Origin of the sequence: Bradyrhizobium yuanmingense, from assembly GCF_025200905.1 — a bacterium.
In the GTDB taxonomy this organism is placed as follows: Bacteria; Pseudomonadota; Alphaproteobacteria; order Rhizobiales; family Xanthobacteraceae; genus Bradyrhizobium; species Bradyrhizobium yuanmingense.
Genome location: NZ_CP104173.1, coordinates 216826 through 231218, shown reverse-complemented (window position 1 = coordinate 231218; position 14393 = coordinate 216826). Strand labels below are relative to the sequence as shown.

General features: G+C 64.5%; 11 protein-coding genes. 6 read left to right on the top strand and 5 right to left on the bottom strand.

Translation table 11 applies throughout. The annotated features are described in order from the left end of the window. Positions 1–143: 143 nt before the first annotated feature. Positions 144–1166 (bottom strand): ABC transporter substrate-binding protein, encoded by a 1023-nt coding sequence (locus N2605_RS01060; RefSeq protein ID WP_036014224.1) that lies wholly within the window; start codon positions 1164–1166, stop codon positions 144–146. Between the two features lie 153 nt (positions 1167–1319). Between N2605_RS01060 and N2605_RS01055 the strand changes: the two genes are divergently transcribed. The 4 genes from N2605_RS01055 (at position 1320) to N2605_RS01040 (ending at position 6049) form a co-directional block, all read left to right on the top strand. After that, positions 1320–2126 (top strand): creatininase family protein, encoded by an 807-nt coding sequence (locus N2605_RS01055; RefSeq protein WP_225127055.1) that lies wholly within the window; start codon positions 1320–1322, stop codon positions 2124–2126. Between the two features lie 140 nt (positions 2127–2266). Further along, positions 2267–2530: a hypothetical protein gene (locus N2605_RS01050; protein ID WP_036014244.1), complete on the top strand. Its 264-nt coding sequence runs from the start codon at positions 2267–2269 to the stop codon at positions 2528–2530. Between the two features lie 207 nt (positions 2531–2737). Then, positions 2738–3691 (top strand): DUF1194 domain-containing protein, encoded by a 954-nt coding sequence (locus N2605_RS01045; RefSeq protein ID WP_225141012.1) that lies wholly within the window; start codon positions 2738–2740, stop codon positions 3689–3691. A gap of 387 nt (positions 3692–4078) precedes the next feature. Then, on the top strand, positions 4079–6049 hold the full coding sequence (locus N2605_RS01040) for a carbohydrate porin (RefSeq protein WP_109141692.1): 1971 nt from the start codon (positions 4079–4081) through the stop codon (positions 6047–6049). Between the two features lie 217 nt (positions 6050–6266). Here the strand turns inward: N2605_RS01040 and N2605_RS01035 are convergent, their stop codons facing one another. After that, the gene (locus N2605_RS01035) at positions 6267–8342 is read right to left on the bottom strand and encodes a methyl-accepting chemotaxis protein (RefSeq protein ID WP_225127057.1); all 2076 of its coding nucleotides are present in this window, start codon (positions 8340–8342) and stop codon (positions 6267–6269) included. Between the two features lie 244 nt (positions 8343–8586). Here N2605_RS01035 and N2605_RS01030 point away from each other — a divergent pair, with 244 nt between their 5' ends. Continuing rightward, positions 8587–9882, top strand: coding sequence for a hemolysin family protein (locus N2605_RS01030; protein WP_036026403.1), 1296 nt, complete (start codon positions 8587–8589; stop codon positions 9880–9882). Between the two features lie 178 nt (positions 9883–10060). Here the strand turns inward: N2605_RS01030 and N2605_RS01025 are convergent, their stop codons facing one another. From N2605_RS01025 to N2605_RS01015, 3 genes are all read right to left on the bottom strand, one after another. Then, positions 10061–10300 carry a PilZ domain-containing protein gene (locus tag N2605_RS01025; RefSeq protein WP_036014228.1) on the bottom strand — a complete coding sequence of 80 codons (240 nt, stop codon included), beginning with the start codon at positions 10298–10300 and terminating at the stop codon, positions 10061–10063. Between the two features lie 98 nt (positions 10301–10398). After that, the gene (locus tag N2605_RS01020; RefSeq protein ID WP_370129210.1) at positions 10399–12087 is read right to left on the bottom strand and encodes an FMN-binding glutamate synthase family protein; all 1689 of its coding nucleotides are present in this window, start codon (positions 12085–12087) and stop codon (positions 10399–10401) included. A 313-nt stretch (positions 12088–12400) separates the two neighbouring features. Continuing rightward, positions 12401–13174 (bottom strand): ferredoxin--NADP reductase, encoded by a 774-nt coding sequence (locus N2605_RS01015; RefSeq protein WP_036014229.1) that lies wholly within the window; start codon positions 13172–13174, stop codon positions 12401–12403. A gap of 373 nt (positions 13175–13547) precedes the next feature. Here N2605_RS01015 and N2605_RS01010 point away from each other — a divergent pair, with 373 nt between their 5' ends. Further along, positions 13548–14342: an ATP-grasp domain-containing protein gene (locus N2605_RS01010; RefSeq protein ID WP_260345563.1), complete on the top strand. Its 795-nt coding sequence runs from the start codon at positions 13548–13550 to the stop codon at positions 14340–14342. Positions 14343–14393 lie beyond the last annotated feature (51 nt).

The window sequence follows — 14393 nt, the reverse complement described above, 5'->3', positions numbered from 1 at the left end:
GTCGGCGCGCAGCGCCGGGTGAGGGGCCTCAGGTCCAACGAGGGAGCGTTACCCCTCACCCGCACCGCATCTGGCGATGCGATGCGACCTCTCCCTTCGGGAGAGGTGGGCGCCAGCCTCACCGGCGTGCCTGATCTCAACATTTACGGCTTGTTCGGGCGCAGCTCGACGCCGACGCCCTTGTTGACGAAGCGCAGCGTGTAGGATTTGCGGTAGTCGAGATCCGCCTTCACGACCCCAGCCTTGACCATCTTGTTGAAGAAGGAGGCATAGCGCTCGTCGCTCATTGCGCCGATGCCGTTCTTCAAGCTGTCGCCGGAATCGACGATGCCGTGCTCCTTCATCTTGACGACGGAATAGGCCAGGAGATCGTCGGTCATCTCCGGGTTGAGCTGCTTGATCAGGGCGTTGCCGGCGGAATTGTCCCGGTAGAGGTAATTGTACCAGCCGATCATGGAGGCATCGACGAAGCGCTGCACGAGGTCAGGCTTCTTCTCGACGATCTCGCGGCGGGTTTCGATCAGCGTCGAATAGGTGTTGAAGCCGTAATCAGCGAGCAGTAGCACATTGGGCTTGAAGCCGGCGGCCTTCTCCACCGCAAACGGCTCGGAGGTGACGTAACCCTGCATCGCGCTCTTCGGGTTGGCGATGAAGGGCTGCGGATTGAAATTATAGGGGCGGACGTTCTTGTCGCTGAAGCCGTATTCGGATTTCAGCCACTGGAAGTAGCTGGTCATGCCTTCCTTGGAGACGAACAGCGTCAGCGGCTTGAGGTCCTCGATCTTGGCGACCTTGGCGTCGGGCTGCGTCAGCATCACCTGCGGATCCTTCTGGAAAATCGCGGCGATGGTGATGACGGGAACGTTGTTGGCGACGGCATCGAACGACATCAGCGTGTTCGCGGCCATGAAGAAATCGATCTTGCCGGCGATCAGCAGCATCCGGTTGTTCTCGTTCGGGCCGCCAGGGACGATGGTGACGTCGAGGCCGTATTTCTTGTAGGTGCCGTCGGCGACCGCCTGGAAGAAGCCGCCATGCTCGGCCTCGGCGACCCAGTTGGTGCCGAAGGTGACCTTGTCGAGCGTTTGGGCGCGCGCCGGCGCAAAGGAGGCAAGAGCGGCCAACAAGCCCGCAACTAACGCTCGCCGCAGATGAAAGGGGGTCATATTGGCACTCCGTCGATCGTGGCTGGCCCAATCGCGACTGGTCCGGGTGAAGGCAACGCGATAGAACCGCATGACATCAGGGGATGCGAGCCGCCCGGGCCCGCATCCCCTCATACCGCAAATTACGTGACAAATTCGGGCAAGGAAACCTCGATGACGCCCTCCCGCGACTGGATCGACATCGACTGGGCTGATGCGAGCCCGGACGAGGCGTCGCGCTGGATCGCGGTGCTGCCGCTGGCGGCAACCGAGCAGCACGGCCCGCATCTGCCGCTGACGACGGACGTGCTGATCGCGGACGCCTACCTCGCACGTGTGCGCCAGCTGTTACCCACCAGCATTCCGGCGAGCTTCCTCCCGGTCGAACGGGTCGGGATTTCGACCGAACATATCGACTATCCGGGCACGCAGACGCTGCCGACTGAAATCGCGCTGAGGAAATGGGCAGCGATCGGCGCGGACGTTGCACGCCGCGGCGTGAGGAAGCTCGTCATCGTCACCAGCCATGGCGGCAACAGCGCGGCGATGATGCTGGTCGCGCAGGATCTGCGTGCGCATCACAAGCTGTTCGTGGTGACGACGTCGTGGTCGCGGCTCTCAGGCGCCGACAAATTGTTCCCGGCCGATGAAGTGCGGCACGGCATTCACGGCGGCGCGGTCGAGACCTCGATCATGCTGGCGCGCTATCCGGATCAGGTGCGCAAGGATGCGATCGCCGATTTTCCCGCGAGCAGCATCGCGATCGAGCAGCAATATCGCTGGCTGTCGACGCAGCGGCCGGCGCCGTTCGCCTGGCAGGCGCAGGATCTCAACACCAGCGGTGCTGTCGGCAACGCGACGCTGGCGCAGCCAGAGAAGGGCGAGCAGCTGCTCGATCAGGGCGCGACGGCGTTCTGCGAGCTGCTGGGTGAGGTCGATAACTTCGACGTGAACAGGCTTGCCAAGGGTCCCCTCGGCTAGGGGGCATCTTCCTGGATTCATTCAGGAAAGATCTATTCTTCGCGAGCGCATTTGCAGTCTTCGAACCGGACGCGAGCAGCCTCCGTCCAACTGGGCACGCGGGCCACAACGGACCGCCTCAACCCCGGATGGAGTTTCACATGTCGATCAAGACCAAGATTGCCGCCGCAGCTCTCGCTGCTCTCACTGTTGCCGGCAGCATCGCATCCACCACCACCTCGGCCGAAGCCAAGCAGCCCGGCTGGGTCTGGGGCGTCGGTGCCGGCATCGCCACCGCCGCCGTCGTCGGCTCCGCGATCGCCGCCAGCAACGATCCCTATTACCACGGCTATCACCGCTGCGGCTGGGTCGCCCAGTACAACGCCTTCGGCCAGTACGTCGGCCGCGTTCGCACCTGCTACTGATCTGAGTATCTGAGGCCGATCTCCACGTGGATCCCGCGTCCGACACGGGCGCCTCATCCACCCCGTGTCGTGCCCCCGACCCCGCCCGGCTGTCCCCCCGGGCGGGGTCATTCGTGTTGCGGCCAGAACAGCCCATGATGAGTCGGACAACCCCTCCGATTGCACGTTCCGCGTGTCAGGATACGAATGGGTGGCTGGAGGGCGAGCGTGAGTTGGCAGATCTCAATTGGATCGATCCTGATTGCGATCCTGACATCGACACAGGCATGTCCCGAGCCGGCCTCACAGCCGCTAACGGCGACCCAGGGCGACAGCCGCCCTGCCGTAGACCTCGAGCTCGTCATCGCAGTCGACGTTTCTTACTCAATGGAGCCGGATGACCTTGCAGCCCAACGCGAAGGCTATGCCAAGGCCATCGTCTCGCAGGAGTTTCTCCGGGCGGTGCGAGCCGGTCCTGCCGGCAAGATCGCGCTGACCTATTTCGAATGGTCATCGACCAGCGACCAGAAAATTGTCGTTCCCTGGCGACAGATCGACGGGCCGGGAGCGGCTGAGGCGGTCGCAACTGAAATCACCAATGCACCGATCCGCCGCGGTTCGCGCACCTCGATTTCAAGTGCAATTAAGTTCGCCGCCTCGCTATTCGAGCAGAACCCCTACAGTGGTCCGCGCCGTATCATCGACGTCTCGGGCGATGGCCCCAACAGCAATGGCGATCCGGTCACCTCAGCGCGCGACAAAGCGTTGCAGCAAGGCCTCGTCATCACAGGCCTGCCGGTCATGACCAACGCAACACCCGCTGCTCCGACAGACTTTCAGCATATCGACCATATCGATTGGTACTACGAGGATTGCGTGATCGGCGGCCCGGGTTCCTTTGTCGTACCGGTCACCGATCGCGAAAATTTCAAGGAGGCGATCCGGACCAAGCTGACTCTCGAGGTGGCGGGCCAAACGCCAGATCAATCGCCTGCCCCCTCTACGGACAAGGAGCCGCGCGTTCTCTGCACGATCGGCGAGAAACTCTGGCAGGAGCGCTGGGGCGCGATCACACCGGGGAGCAATAGTCCGGCCATGAGCAAACCGGCGGCGAGCAGTCAGTCCAGCAAGGATGACGCGCTGCTCGACAAGAAGATCAAGGGCATCTGCCGCGGCTGCTAGGTCCTTCCGCGGGCCGGGAACCGGCCATCGCCCCCCATGGCCCACCCATCCCTGACAGGTCCTCCCGCAAGCGGCCGGGCTCCGCTCGGGCTGTTCAGGTTGCTGAGCAGAGGGGCGATGTTGCAGCCGCGTCACATAGTGGTGCGAACTGTCCTCTATGGCGATGGGGATCAGTTGCTATTGCGAATTATTCGCAATAAGGCTTGTCGCAGATTCAGGAGCTTGGGACGAAGTCGAGGCGAATCGAGACCATCCCGGCCGGTCGCCTCGAACGCGGAGGCATGGTGACAGAATCGCCGCGACCCGGCAGGGATATCGCGGCGGGTGGGACACATTCGCGTTTGCGGGGGCGTGCGTTTGAGGTTGAGGGGTCACAGACACCGGTGCTTGCGAACGGCCGCGGCGATTGCCACGGGCGTGCTGGCTTTTCCGACCGCCGGCCGCGCGGCCGATCTGCCGCTGAAGGAGCCGGCCTTGAGAGCGGTCTATGACTGGACCGGTCTCTATATCGGCGCGCATGCCGGCTACAGCCGCGGCTCGTCGCGCTTCGCGCTGAACGACGGCACCGCACTCGGCGACAGCGGCGTCTTCAGCGGCATGATCGGCGGCGTGCAGGCGGGCTACAATTACCGCCTCAACTCCGGCTGGCTGGTCGGCGTCGAAGGCGATTTTACGTTTCCCAACTACATCACCTCGAACTCGATCGTCTCGTTCCTGGCAACGCCCGCCAACACCGTCACCCAGCAATGGGACTACGCCGCGAGCGTGCGCGGCCGCGTCGGCTACACCAGCGGTCCCTGGCTCATCTATGCCACCGGCGGCTTCGCCTGGATGGGCGAGCGCTATTTCGACGCGCCGGCCTCCGGCGCCGAAATCCCGAAGATCCTGAACACGCGGCCCGGCTGGGTCGCAGGCGCCGGCCTCGAATACGCCTTCGCGCCGCATTGGAGCGCGCGGCTCGAATATCTCTACAGCCGCTTCGACGGCGCCAACGTCGCCTTCTCCACGGGCGCGCAATACACGTCCTCGTCGCTCGACTTCCAGCAGGTCAGGCTCGGCCTCAACCGCAAGGTCGATTGGCCGGGCCTGCCTAGCTATGATCCGAAGAGCTCACTGATCGACACCGAATCGGACCGCTGGGAGATTCACGGCCAGACCACTTATCTTCCGCAAGGCTATCCATCCTTTCCCGCGCTCTATACCGGGCCGAACTCGCTGTCGCCATCGCGGCAGGCCAAAGCGACCTGGAGCAACAGCCTGTTCCTGAACGCGCGGCTGTGGGACGGCGGCGAGGTCTATTACAATCCCGAGCTGCTGCAGGGATTTGGGCTGAATGACACGGTCGGTGCGGCCGGCTTCCCGAACGGCGAAGCGCAGAAGTCGAACTTCCCCTATCCGCACTACAACACCTCGCGCCTGTTCGTGCGCCAGACCTTCGGCTTCGGCGGCGAGCAGGAAGAGCTCGCGAGCGGTCAGCTGCAGCTGGGGCAGAAGGTCGACGTGTCGCGCCTGACGATTCAGGCCGGCAAGTTTCCGGTGATCGACGTGTTCGACGGCAATGCCTACGCCAAGGATACGCGCCGGGATTTCATGAACTGGTCGATCTGGGCGCCCGGCGCCTTCGACTATTCCGCCGACAAGGTCGGTCTCACCTACGGCGTCACCGCCGAGCTCAATCAGAAGCAATGGGCGCTACGCGGCGGCTATTTCCTGATGGTCTCCGAGTCCAACGCCAATCACTTCGACACCAGGGTCGGGGAGCGCGGTCAATATTTGCTCGAGCTCGAGACGCGCTTCTCGCTGTTCGGCCGGCCGGGCAAGCTCAGGACCATCGGCTGGCTCGATAGCGCCAACATGGGCAGCTTCCGCGAGACGCTGGACAATCCCGCGCTCAATCTCGACATCGCGCAGACCCGGCGCGGCCGCCTGAAGTACGGCTACGTGCTCAACCTCGAGCAGGCGATCACCGACGATGTCGGCCTGTTCGGCCGCTGGAGCTGGAACGACGGCAAGACAGAAACGCTGGCCTTCACCGACATTCATCGCAGCCTGTCCGGCGGCGTTTCGATCAAAGGCACGACTTGGGGCCGACCCGACGACGTGATCGGCGTCGGCGGCGCGATCAATGCGATCTCGCAGGATTATCGCGACTTCCTCGCCGCCGGCGGCCTTGGTGTGCTGGTCGGCGACGGCGCGCTGAACTACCGCAAGGAACGTATCCTTGAAACCTATTACGCCTATGCGGTGAACAAGAACATCACCCTCACCGCCGACTACCAGCTCATCGTCAACCCCGCCTACAATGCCGACCGCGGACCGGTGTCGGTGTTTTCGGGGCGGCTGCACGGGGAGTTCTGAGCTCGACGCGACTTCGGTGCGCGCGACGCGTCCTTCGAGACGACCGCGTCGCGGTCTCCTCAGGATGAGGCTAAGCAACACCGGCGCCCGTGGAAATAGCTGCCGCATAGTCCGTCCTCATCCTGAGGAGCCCGCCAGAGGCGGGCGTCTCGAAGGATGGACCGCGGGCACGTCGCTCTTCAATGCGATTGCCTCACCAAGCGGCGAGAGACGCTCGTCACGCCGCGCGGATCGCGTCCAGGAATTTTCCGACCTCGACCTTGAGCCGGCTGCTCTCGCCGGACAGCGATCTCGCCGATGCGAGCACGTTGGAGGAGGCCGATCCGGTCTGGTTGGCACCGCGCTGCACGTCGACGATGCTGGCGGAGACCTGCTGGGTGCCGCGCGCGGCCTGCTGCACATTGCGTGAGATCTCGCGCGTCGCTGCGCCCTGCTCCTCGACCGCCGCGGCGATGGCGGACGCGATCTCGGACATGCGGGAGATGGTGTCGCCGATCGACTTGATGGCGCCGACGGAGTCCTCCGTCGCGGCCTGGATGCCGGAGATCTGCTGGCTGATTTCGCCGGTCGCCTTGGCGGTCTGCTCGGCCAGCGCCTTGACCTCGGACGCGACGACCGCGAAGCCGCGACCGGCCTCGCCGGCGCGCGCCGCCTCGATGGTGGCGTTGAGCGCCAGAAGGTTGGTCTGGCCGGCGATCTGACTGATGAGCTCGACGACGTCGCCGATCCGCCCCGCAGCCCTGGCGAGCTCGCCGACATGCTCGTTGGTCCGCCCGGCCTGCTGCACGGCCTCGCCGGCGATGCGCGCGGAATCCTGAACCTGACGGCTGATCTCGTCGACCGACGAGGCCATCTCCTCGGCCGCGGCGGCAACGGTCTGCACGTTGGTGGAGGCCTGCTCGGATGCGGCGGCAACGGTCGCGGTGACCTTTTCCGATTGCTCGGCCGTGCTCGTCAGCGTTCCCGCGGAGGCTTCCAGCTCCGAGGATGCCGATGAGACGGTGTTGATGACGTCGCCGATCATGGCTTCGAACTCGCGCGCGATCTGATCCATGCGCTGGCTGCGCTTCAGCTTCGCTTCCGCTTCGATCGCGGCCGCCTCGTCGGCGGACTTCTTGGCGAGCAGCGAATCCTTGAAATGCTGGAGCGAGCCTGCGACCTGGCCGATCTCGTCGCTGCGGCCCGTCGCCGGAATCTCGACCTCGTGCTGCCCGGCGGCGAGCGCTCCGATCACGTCGGCGATCCGGCCGAGCGGCGTCACCACGCGCCTGCGCAGCATGATGGTTACGCCACCGAGCGTGCCGAGCAGGGCCAGCACGGCGACACCGGCCAGTGCGAGCATCGCCAGCGCGCCGTCGCGCGCGGCCGAGGCACGCTCGGCGGCTTCCGCCAGCGCGGCGTCGCGCACGCCGTAGAACATCTGGATGGCCGGCACGATGACCTTCGCCAGTTCGTCGGCGGTGGCAGCATATTTGCCGTCGCTCCGGGCCGCAGGAAGCTCCTTGTCCACAGCAACTGCAGCTTTTCCGAAATATGATTCCGTCGCAGCCTTCAGCGCGGTGGCGATGCGGACGGGATTTCCGAGTTGCTCGAGACCGGCCTCGATGCGCTCGCGATCGACCTCCACGCGTCCCTGCATGCGGTCCATCAGCGACAATTCGGCCGCGGTGAGCGGACGGCGCGCGGAGAGCGCTGGGGACAGCGTGGCCGCACGGCTGCCGGCCGAAACACGCAGGTCCTGCGCCGTCCGCGCCAGGTTCAACAGCGCCGCAAGCGAGGAATCGGCGTTGATCACCTTGGCCTCGAGCTTGTTCATGACAGGCTCGAGATTGGCGAGGACCTCGGCAACACCGGGCAGGAAGCCCTTTGTCACGGCGCTGTCGCGCGTCGCGAGGGGAACGCTCATCGCACGATCGGCCGCGGCGGTGATGTCTTTCAGCCGCCGCGCTGCACGGTCGAGATTCTCGGCAATCGCGCCGCCGTCATCCAGCACCATGACGGCGCGCGTTGCGGCCTCGAAGCCCGCCTCGGCCGTTTTCGTGGCCTTCGTCGCAGCTTCGAGCTGCGCCTGCGTTGCGGCGCCCTCCTGGAAGATCGGTCCGATATAGGGAGCGCGAAGGCTGGCGACGTGCTGGCTGGCCATCAGCGTCGCGCCAAAGGCATCGACCGTCTTGATCGCGTCGGAGCGGTTCGTGAAGATGCGGGCCTGCGGTATCAGCACCTCGGCGCCGAGAATGACTGCAAATACCGTCACCGTCAGCATCGACAGCGCAAAAAGCTTCCCGATCCGCATCCTCAGGTTCCCCGACTTTACTTCTGCAATGTCGAAAACCTAGCCGGCGGGCCACTAAGGGCTCGTTAAGCAACGATCCGTAGTTCCGCGGGGTGTCAAGTCGTCGCGGACGCCCTTGGGAACGCCGTCGCGCGCGGGTTCCCTTTCGGCATGAACAAGCAGAATCGCCAGCACTTCCGCACTGAATACCTATATCAGTGGCTTGCCGGCATCCCGGCCACACTTGCTTACCTCCGGAACGTCAATGCTTTCGCTCGAACTCGCCATCGTCGTCGTCCTGATCGTCATCAACGGCCTGCTCTCCATGTCGGAGCTGGCCGTGGTGTCATCGCGCCCAGCGCGGCTGTCGCTGCTCGCGGCCAAGGGCGTGCGCGGCGCCGAGCGGGCGCTGACGCTGGCGGCCGATCCCGGCAAGTTCCTCTCGACGGTGCAGATCGGCATCACGCTGGTCGGTGTGCTCTCCGGAGCGTTCTCGGGCGCGACGCTCGGGCAGCGGCTGACGCAATGGCTGCTCGAGCTCGGCCTGTCCCCAGGTATTGCCGACATCGTCGGCGTCGGCATCGTGGTCACGCTCATCACCTACGGCACTCTGATCGTCGGCGAGCTGGTGCCGAAGCAGGTGGCGCTGCGCGACCCCGAGAGCATCGCGGTGCGGGTCGCGCCGGCGATGCACGCGCTCGCGAAAATATCGCTGCCGCTCGTGTTTCTGCTCGACGTCTCCGGCAAGCTGATCCTCACGCTGCTCGGCCGCGGCGGCAAGGCCGAGGAGAAGGTCTCGGAGGACGAGATCCATCACCTCGTCAGCGAGGCCGAGAGCGCAGGCGTGCTCGAGCCGGGCGAGAAGGAGATGATCGCCGGCGTGATGCGGCTAGGCGACCGGCCGGTCGGCGCGGTCATGACGCCGCGCACCGAGGTCGACGAGATCGACTTGAACGACGATCCCGCCGCCATCCAGGACATCATCGCCAAGAGCCCGCATTCGCGCTTTCCCGTCTCCGACGGCGACCGCGACAAGCCGATCGGCGTGCTGCAGGCCAAGGATTTGCTGATCGCCTATATGAACGAACGCAGCCCGGACCTGCGCGCGCTCGTGCGCGAGGCGCCCGGCATCCCGGTGTCGGCAGATGCGCGCGACGTGCTGACCATCCTGAAAGCGGCCCCAGTTCACGTCGGGCTCGTCTACGACGAATACGGCGCCTTCGAGGGCATGGTGACCGCCGCCGATATCCTCTACTCGATCGTCGGCGCCTTTCATTCCGAGGAGGGACCGCCCGAGCCGGCCTTCATCAGGCGCGACGACGATTCGCTGCTGGTCTCCGGCTGGATGCCGGTCGACGAGTTCGGCGAACTGCTCGGCATCGAGCTGCCGCCGCATCGCTACAACACGGTCGCAGGCCTCGTGCTGCAACAATTCAACATGCTGCCCGATGTCGGCGATGCCTTCGATTTCGGCGGCTGGCACATCGAGGTGGTCGATCTCGACGGGCGAAGGATCGACAAGATATTGGCGAGCCGATTGACTGAGGTCGAGACGGGGTAGCAGGTGACGGCGCACCCGCTTTTCCTTCTCCCCTTGTGGGAGAAGGTGGCGCGAAGCGCCGGATGAGGGGTTGTCTCCGCACATTCAATCGAAAATTGGATTCGCGGATAGAACCCCTCACCCGTCTCGCCGCTACGCGGCGAGCCACCCTCTCCCACAAGGGGAGAGGGAAACATCATCACCCGAACCTGACCCCGATCCGCTTTTCCTTGCGCCAGACCACCGTGCAGGTCCGATGCGTGCCGTCGGCCTGGACGAACAGGGTGAAATGATCGGGAATGCCGACGGGGCTGGCGACGTCGAGTGCGGCGCCGGTATCGGAGAGATTGCGGACGGTGCAGTCGATCGCGCCGCCGCCGAACTCGATCGTTCCGGCCTTCAGCACGCGATGTCGGGCCTTGTCGCGTCGCTCGTCCATGGGGCGAATCTACACCCAAAGTTGAACCAGCCGTTAAACCCTACCCTCCGCTCTCGGCAATTTGAGGTCCCTGGCCTACGGCAGCCGCAGCCCGCATCTTACAACGCCGGCTGGAACGTCTCGGCGCGCGCCATCTGCCAGGCGTCGCGGAAGCGCGGGTCTTCCGTGCCTTCGAGCAGCTCGCCCGGACGCAGCGCCGGATAGAGCTGCGCGAACGACTTCACCTGGGTCGTCGACGTCCGTTGGCTGAAATGGATCGGCCGCAGCTGCTGCGGATGTTCGAGCCCGGCCGCGGCGATCAGCTCGGTCAGCGAGTGCAGCGTGGCATGGTGATAATTGTGCACGCGGTCGATCTTGAGCGGCACATAGAGCGCGCGCGCCCGCGTCGGGTCCTGCGTCGCCACGCCGGTCGGGCAGCGGTCGGTATGGCAGCTCAACGACTGGATGCAGCCGAGCGAGAACATGAAGCCGCGCGCCGAATTGCACCAATCGGCGCCGATCGCCATGGCGCGCGCCATGTCGAAGGCGGTCGCGATCTTGCCGGAGGCGCCGATCTTGATGCGGTCGCGCGCATTGATGCCGACCAGCGCGTTGTGGACGAAATTGACGCCCTCGCGCATCGGCATCCCCAGATGATCCATGAACTCGAGCGGCGCGGCACCGGTGCCGCCCTCATTGCCGTCGACGACGATGAAATCAGGATAGATTCCGGTCTGAAGCATCGCCTTGCAGATCGCCAGGAACTCCCAGGGATGGCCGATGCAGAGCTTGAAGCCGGCCGGCTTGCCGCCCGAAAGGCGGCGCATCTCGGCGATGAACTGCATCATGCCCACGGGCGTCGAGAAGGCGCGGTGCGAGGCCGGCGAGATGCAGTCCTCGCCCATGGCGACGCCGCGGATCTTGGAGATCTCCTCGGAGACCTTGGCCGCCGGCAGCACGCCGCCATGGCCGGGCTTGGCACCCTGGCTGACCTTGAGCTCGACCATCTTGATCTGGTCGTCGCCGGCGACGCGCGCGAACGCTTCGGGATCGAAGCTGCCGTCGAGATGACGGCAGCCGAAATAGCCCGAGCCGATCTCCCAGATGATGTCGCCGCCCATCTCGCGGTGATAGGGGCTGACGCCGCCCTCGCCGGTGTCGTGCGCGAAACCACCCTTTTTGGCGCCGGCATTCAGCGCGCGCACGGCGTTGGGGCTGAGCGCGCCAAAACTCATCGCCGAGATGTTGAACACCGAGGCCGAATAGGGCTTTGCGCAGTCCGGCCCGCCGATCACGACGCGGAATTTCTCCGTCGCATGCGCCTTCGGCGAGACCGAGTGATGCATCCACTCATAGCCCTCGCGATAGACGTCCTCCTGGGTGCCGAAAGGACGCTTGTCGAGCTCCATCTTGGCGCGCTGATAGACCACCGCGCGGGTGTCGCGCGAGAACGGCATGCCGTCCTTCTCGCTCTCGAAGAAATATTGCCGCATCTCGGGGCGGATCTCTTCGAGCAGGAAGCGGATATGCGCCGAAATCGGGTAGTTGCGCAGCACCGCGTGGCTCTTCTGCAGAAGATCGCGGACGCCGAGCAGGGTCAGCGCGCCGAAGATCAGGATCGGAATCAGCAGGATGTCGAAGATCTTGCCGTCGGAGATGCCGATGCCGATCAGGAGCGCGGTGACCACCGCGCAGATCGTCAGCACGATGAAGCGCGGCGAGAAGGGCAGCAGCAGGGTTTCCATGATCCCCTCCTCCGCCAGCGGCAGGCGTTTCGGGGATGCATGCGTCTTGTTGTCGTCGGCCACGATTCCGATCCTCTCGCCAGCAGAAGGCGTCACGATACGCCCGCGCCTGTCATACGGATATGACGCCGCCCTTGTTTCAGGCTAGCGAATTCGGCCGAGACAAATCAATCAGCCGGATGGACGGATTTTGCGGTGCAGCAGAGGGGTCGGATGGGGTCAGGCTGGAGGCGGCGCAAGCCATGCAGTGTCCCGGGCAAGCGCAAGCTCAGACCCGGGACCCAGAATGCAACAGCATACGATGCGGCGAGATGGACCCCGGCTCTGCAGCGCACCGGCGAAGGGGCGCTGCGTCCGGGACACGAGAGCGTGGTGCTTAGCGCTCGACGAAGGCCTTCTCGATCACGAAATGGCCGGGCTTGTTGCCGCTTCCTTCGACGAAGTCGCGGCTCTCGAACATCTGCTTCAGCTCTTCCAGCATCGCCGGGCTGCCGCACATCATGATGCGGTCGGTTGCGATGTCGAGCGGGCCCTGCCCGATGTCGTTGAAGATCTGCTCGGAGCTGATGAGGTCGGTGATGCGGCCGCGATTCCGGAACGGCTCGCGGGTCACGGTCGGATAATAGACGAGCTTATCCGCGAGCAGCTCGCCGAACAGCTCATCCTCGCGCAGGGTCGCGACCAGCTTCTCGCCATAGGCGAGCTCGGAGACCTGACGGCAGCCATGCACCAGCACGATGGACTCGAACTGGTCGTAGACCTCGGGGTCCTTGATCAGGCTGGCGAAGGGCGCAAGGCCGGTGCCGGTCGAGAGCAGCATCAGCCGCTTGCCGGGAAGCAGGTTGTCGGTGATCAGCGTGCCGGTCGCCTTGCGGCCGACCAGGATGGTGTCGCCTTCCTTGATCTTCTGCAGGCGCGAGGTCAACGGACCGTCCTGCACCTTGATCGAGAAGAACTCGAGTTCTTCCTCGTGGTTGGCGCTCGCCATGCTGTAGGCCCGCAGCAGCGGCCGGCCATCGACCTCGAGGCCGATCATGGCGAACTGGCCGTTCTGGAACCGGAAGCCGGTATCGCGGGTGGCGCGGAAGCTGAACAGCGTGTCGGTCCAGTGGTGGACGGAAAGAACCTTCTCTCGGTAAAACGCGCTCATGATTTTCGATATTCCGAATAACTGCGGTTTTAGGGCAAAAGCGTTGCCCGGCCCTGAAATCGGGGCGGCACCATTTGCCATGGCGGAGGATTTCGCGTGTGTGATCTACGCCATTGAGACCAATAATCAACCTCGTTTCGGATGCAATTGATGCCGGTCAAACCGGCATTTGCGGCAGAACTGGTCACATCATTAAGGAATCTGCTGCCTGGCGCGCGCGGAGGATAATATCTTTTCCCTCCCGGCCTTCATTGCAGCACTTAATTTCCGGCGCGCTCGCAAGAATTTCATTAAGAATAGCTCTGATTTTCAGCCGGTTTGGCGCCGATGCCCGCATTTTTGCGGCTTTTGGCAACAGGAATGACGAAACACCATGGCAAGCGGCGAGCGGATCTTCGTTCAGGCGATCAGGCGGTATTGCGCGGAGACGGGCATCGCGGTCGATGTCCGCTCCGACGGCTGGCTGATCGCAATGCGCCGGGGGCCGCGGCGCCGTTTCGCCTTCGGCTACGACATCGGCCTCAACAGCGCCATCGCCCATCGCCTCGCCAATGACAAATCGGCCACCGCCGAGGCGCTGACGCTGGCGGAGGTGCCCTGCGTTCCGCATCGGCTGTTCCTCAACCCGAAGCTGGGCGTGCATGTCGCCGGCGCCGATTGGCGCGAGGGGATGCTGGCGCAGCTTGCCCAAAACCCGCAGGGCGTGGTGGTGAAGCCGAACGAGGGGACATCGGGGCGATCGGTGTTCAAGGTGACGACGGAGGCGGAGCTCGACCGGGCGGCCAGCGAGGTCTTTTCGATGAGTACGGGGCTCGTGATCTCGCCCTTTGTCGCGATCGAGGAGGAGGTCCGTGTGGTCCTGCTCGATGACATGCCGCTCGTCGTCTACAGCAAGCAGCGCGGCTCGGATTGGCGGCACAATCTCGATGCCGGCGCAAAGCCGGTGTTGCTGGAGGACGGCGAAGTCCGCGCGGCCTGCGCAAAGCTCGCGATCGATGCCGCGTGCGCCATCAGCATCGTCTTTGCTTCGATCGACGTGGTTCGCGTGAACGGCGAATGGAAGGTGCTCGAGATCAATTCCGGCGTGATGATGGAGGCGCTGGGCAAGCTGCACCCGGAGCTGGTGCAGGCGACGTATGACGCGGCGCTCGACCGGGTGTTTGCGTGACGCTCTGAGCGCCAAGCGCAAGCTGCAACCCCTTCTGCGTGCGGCCGCGTT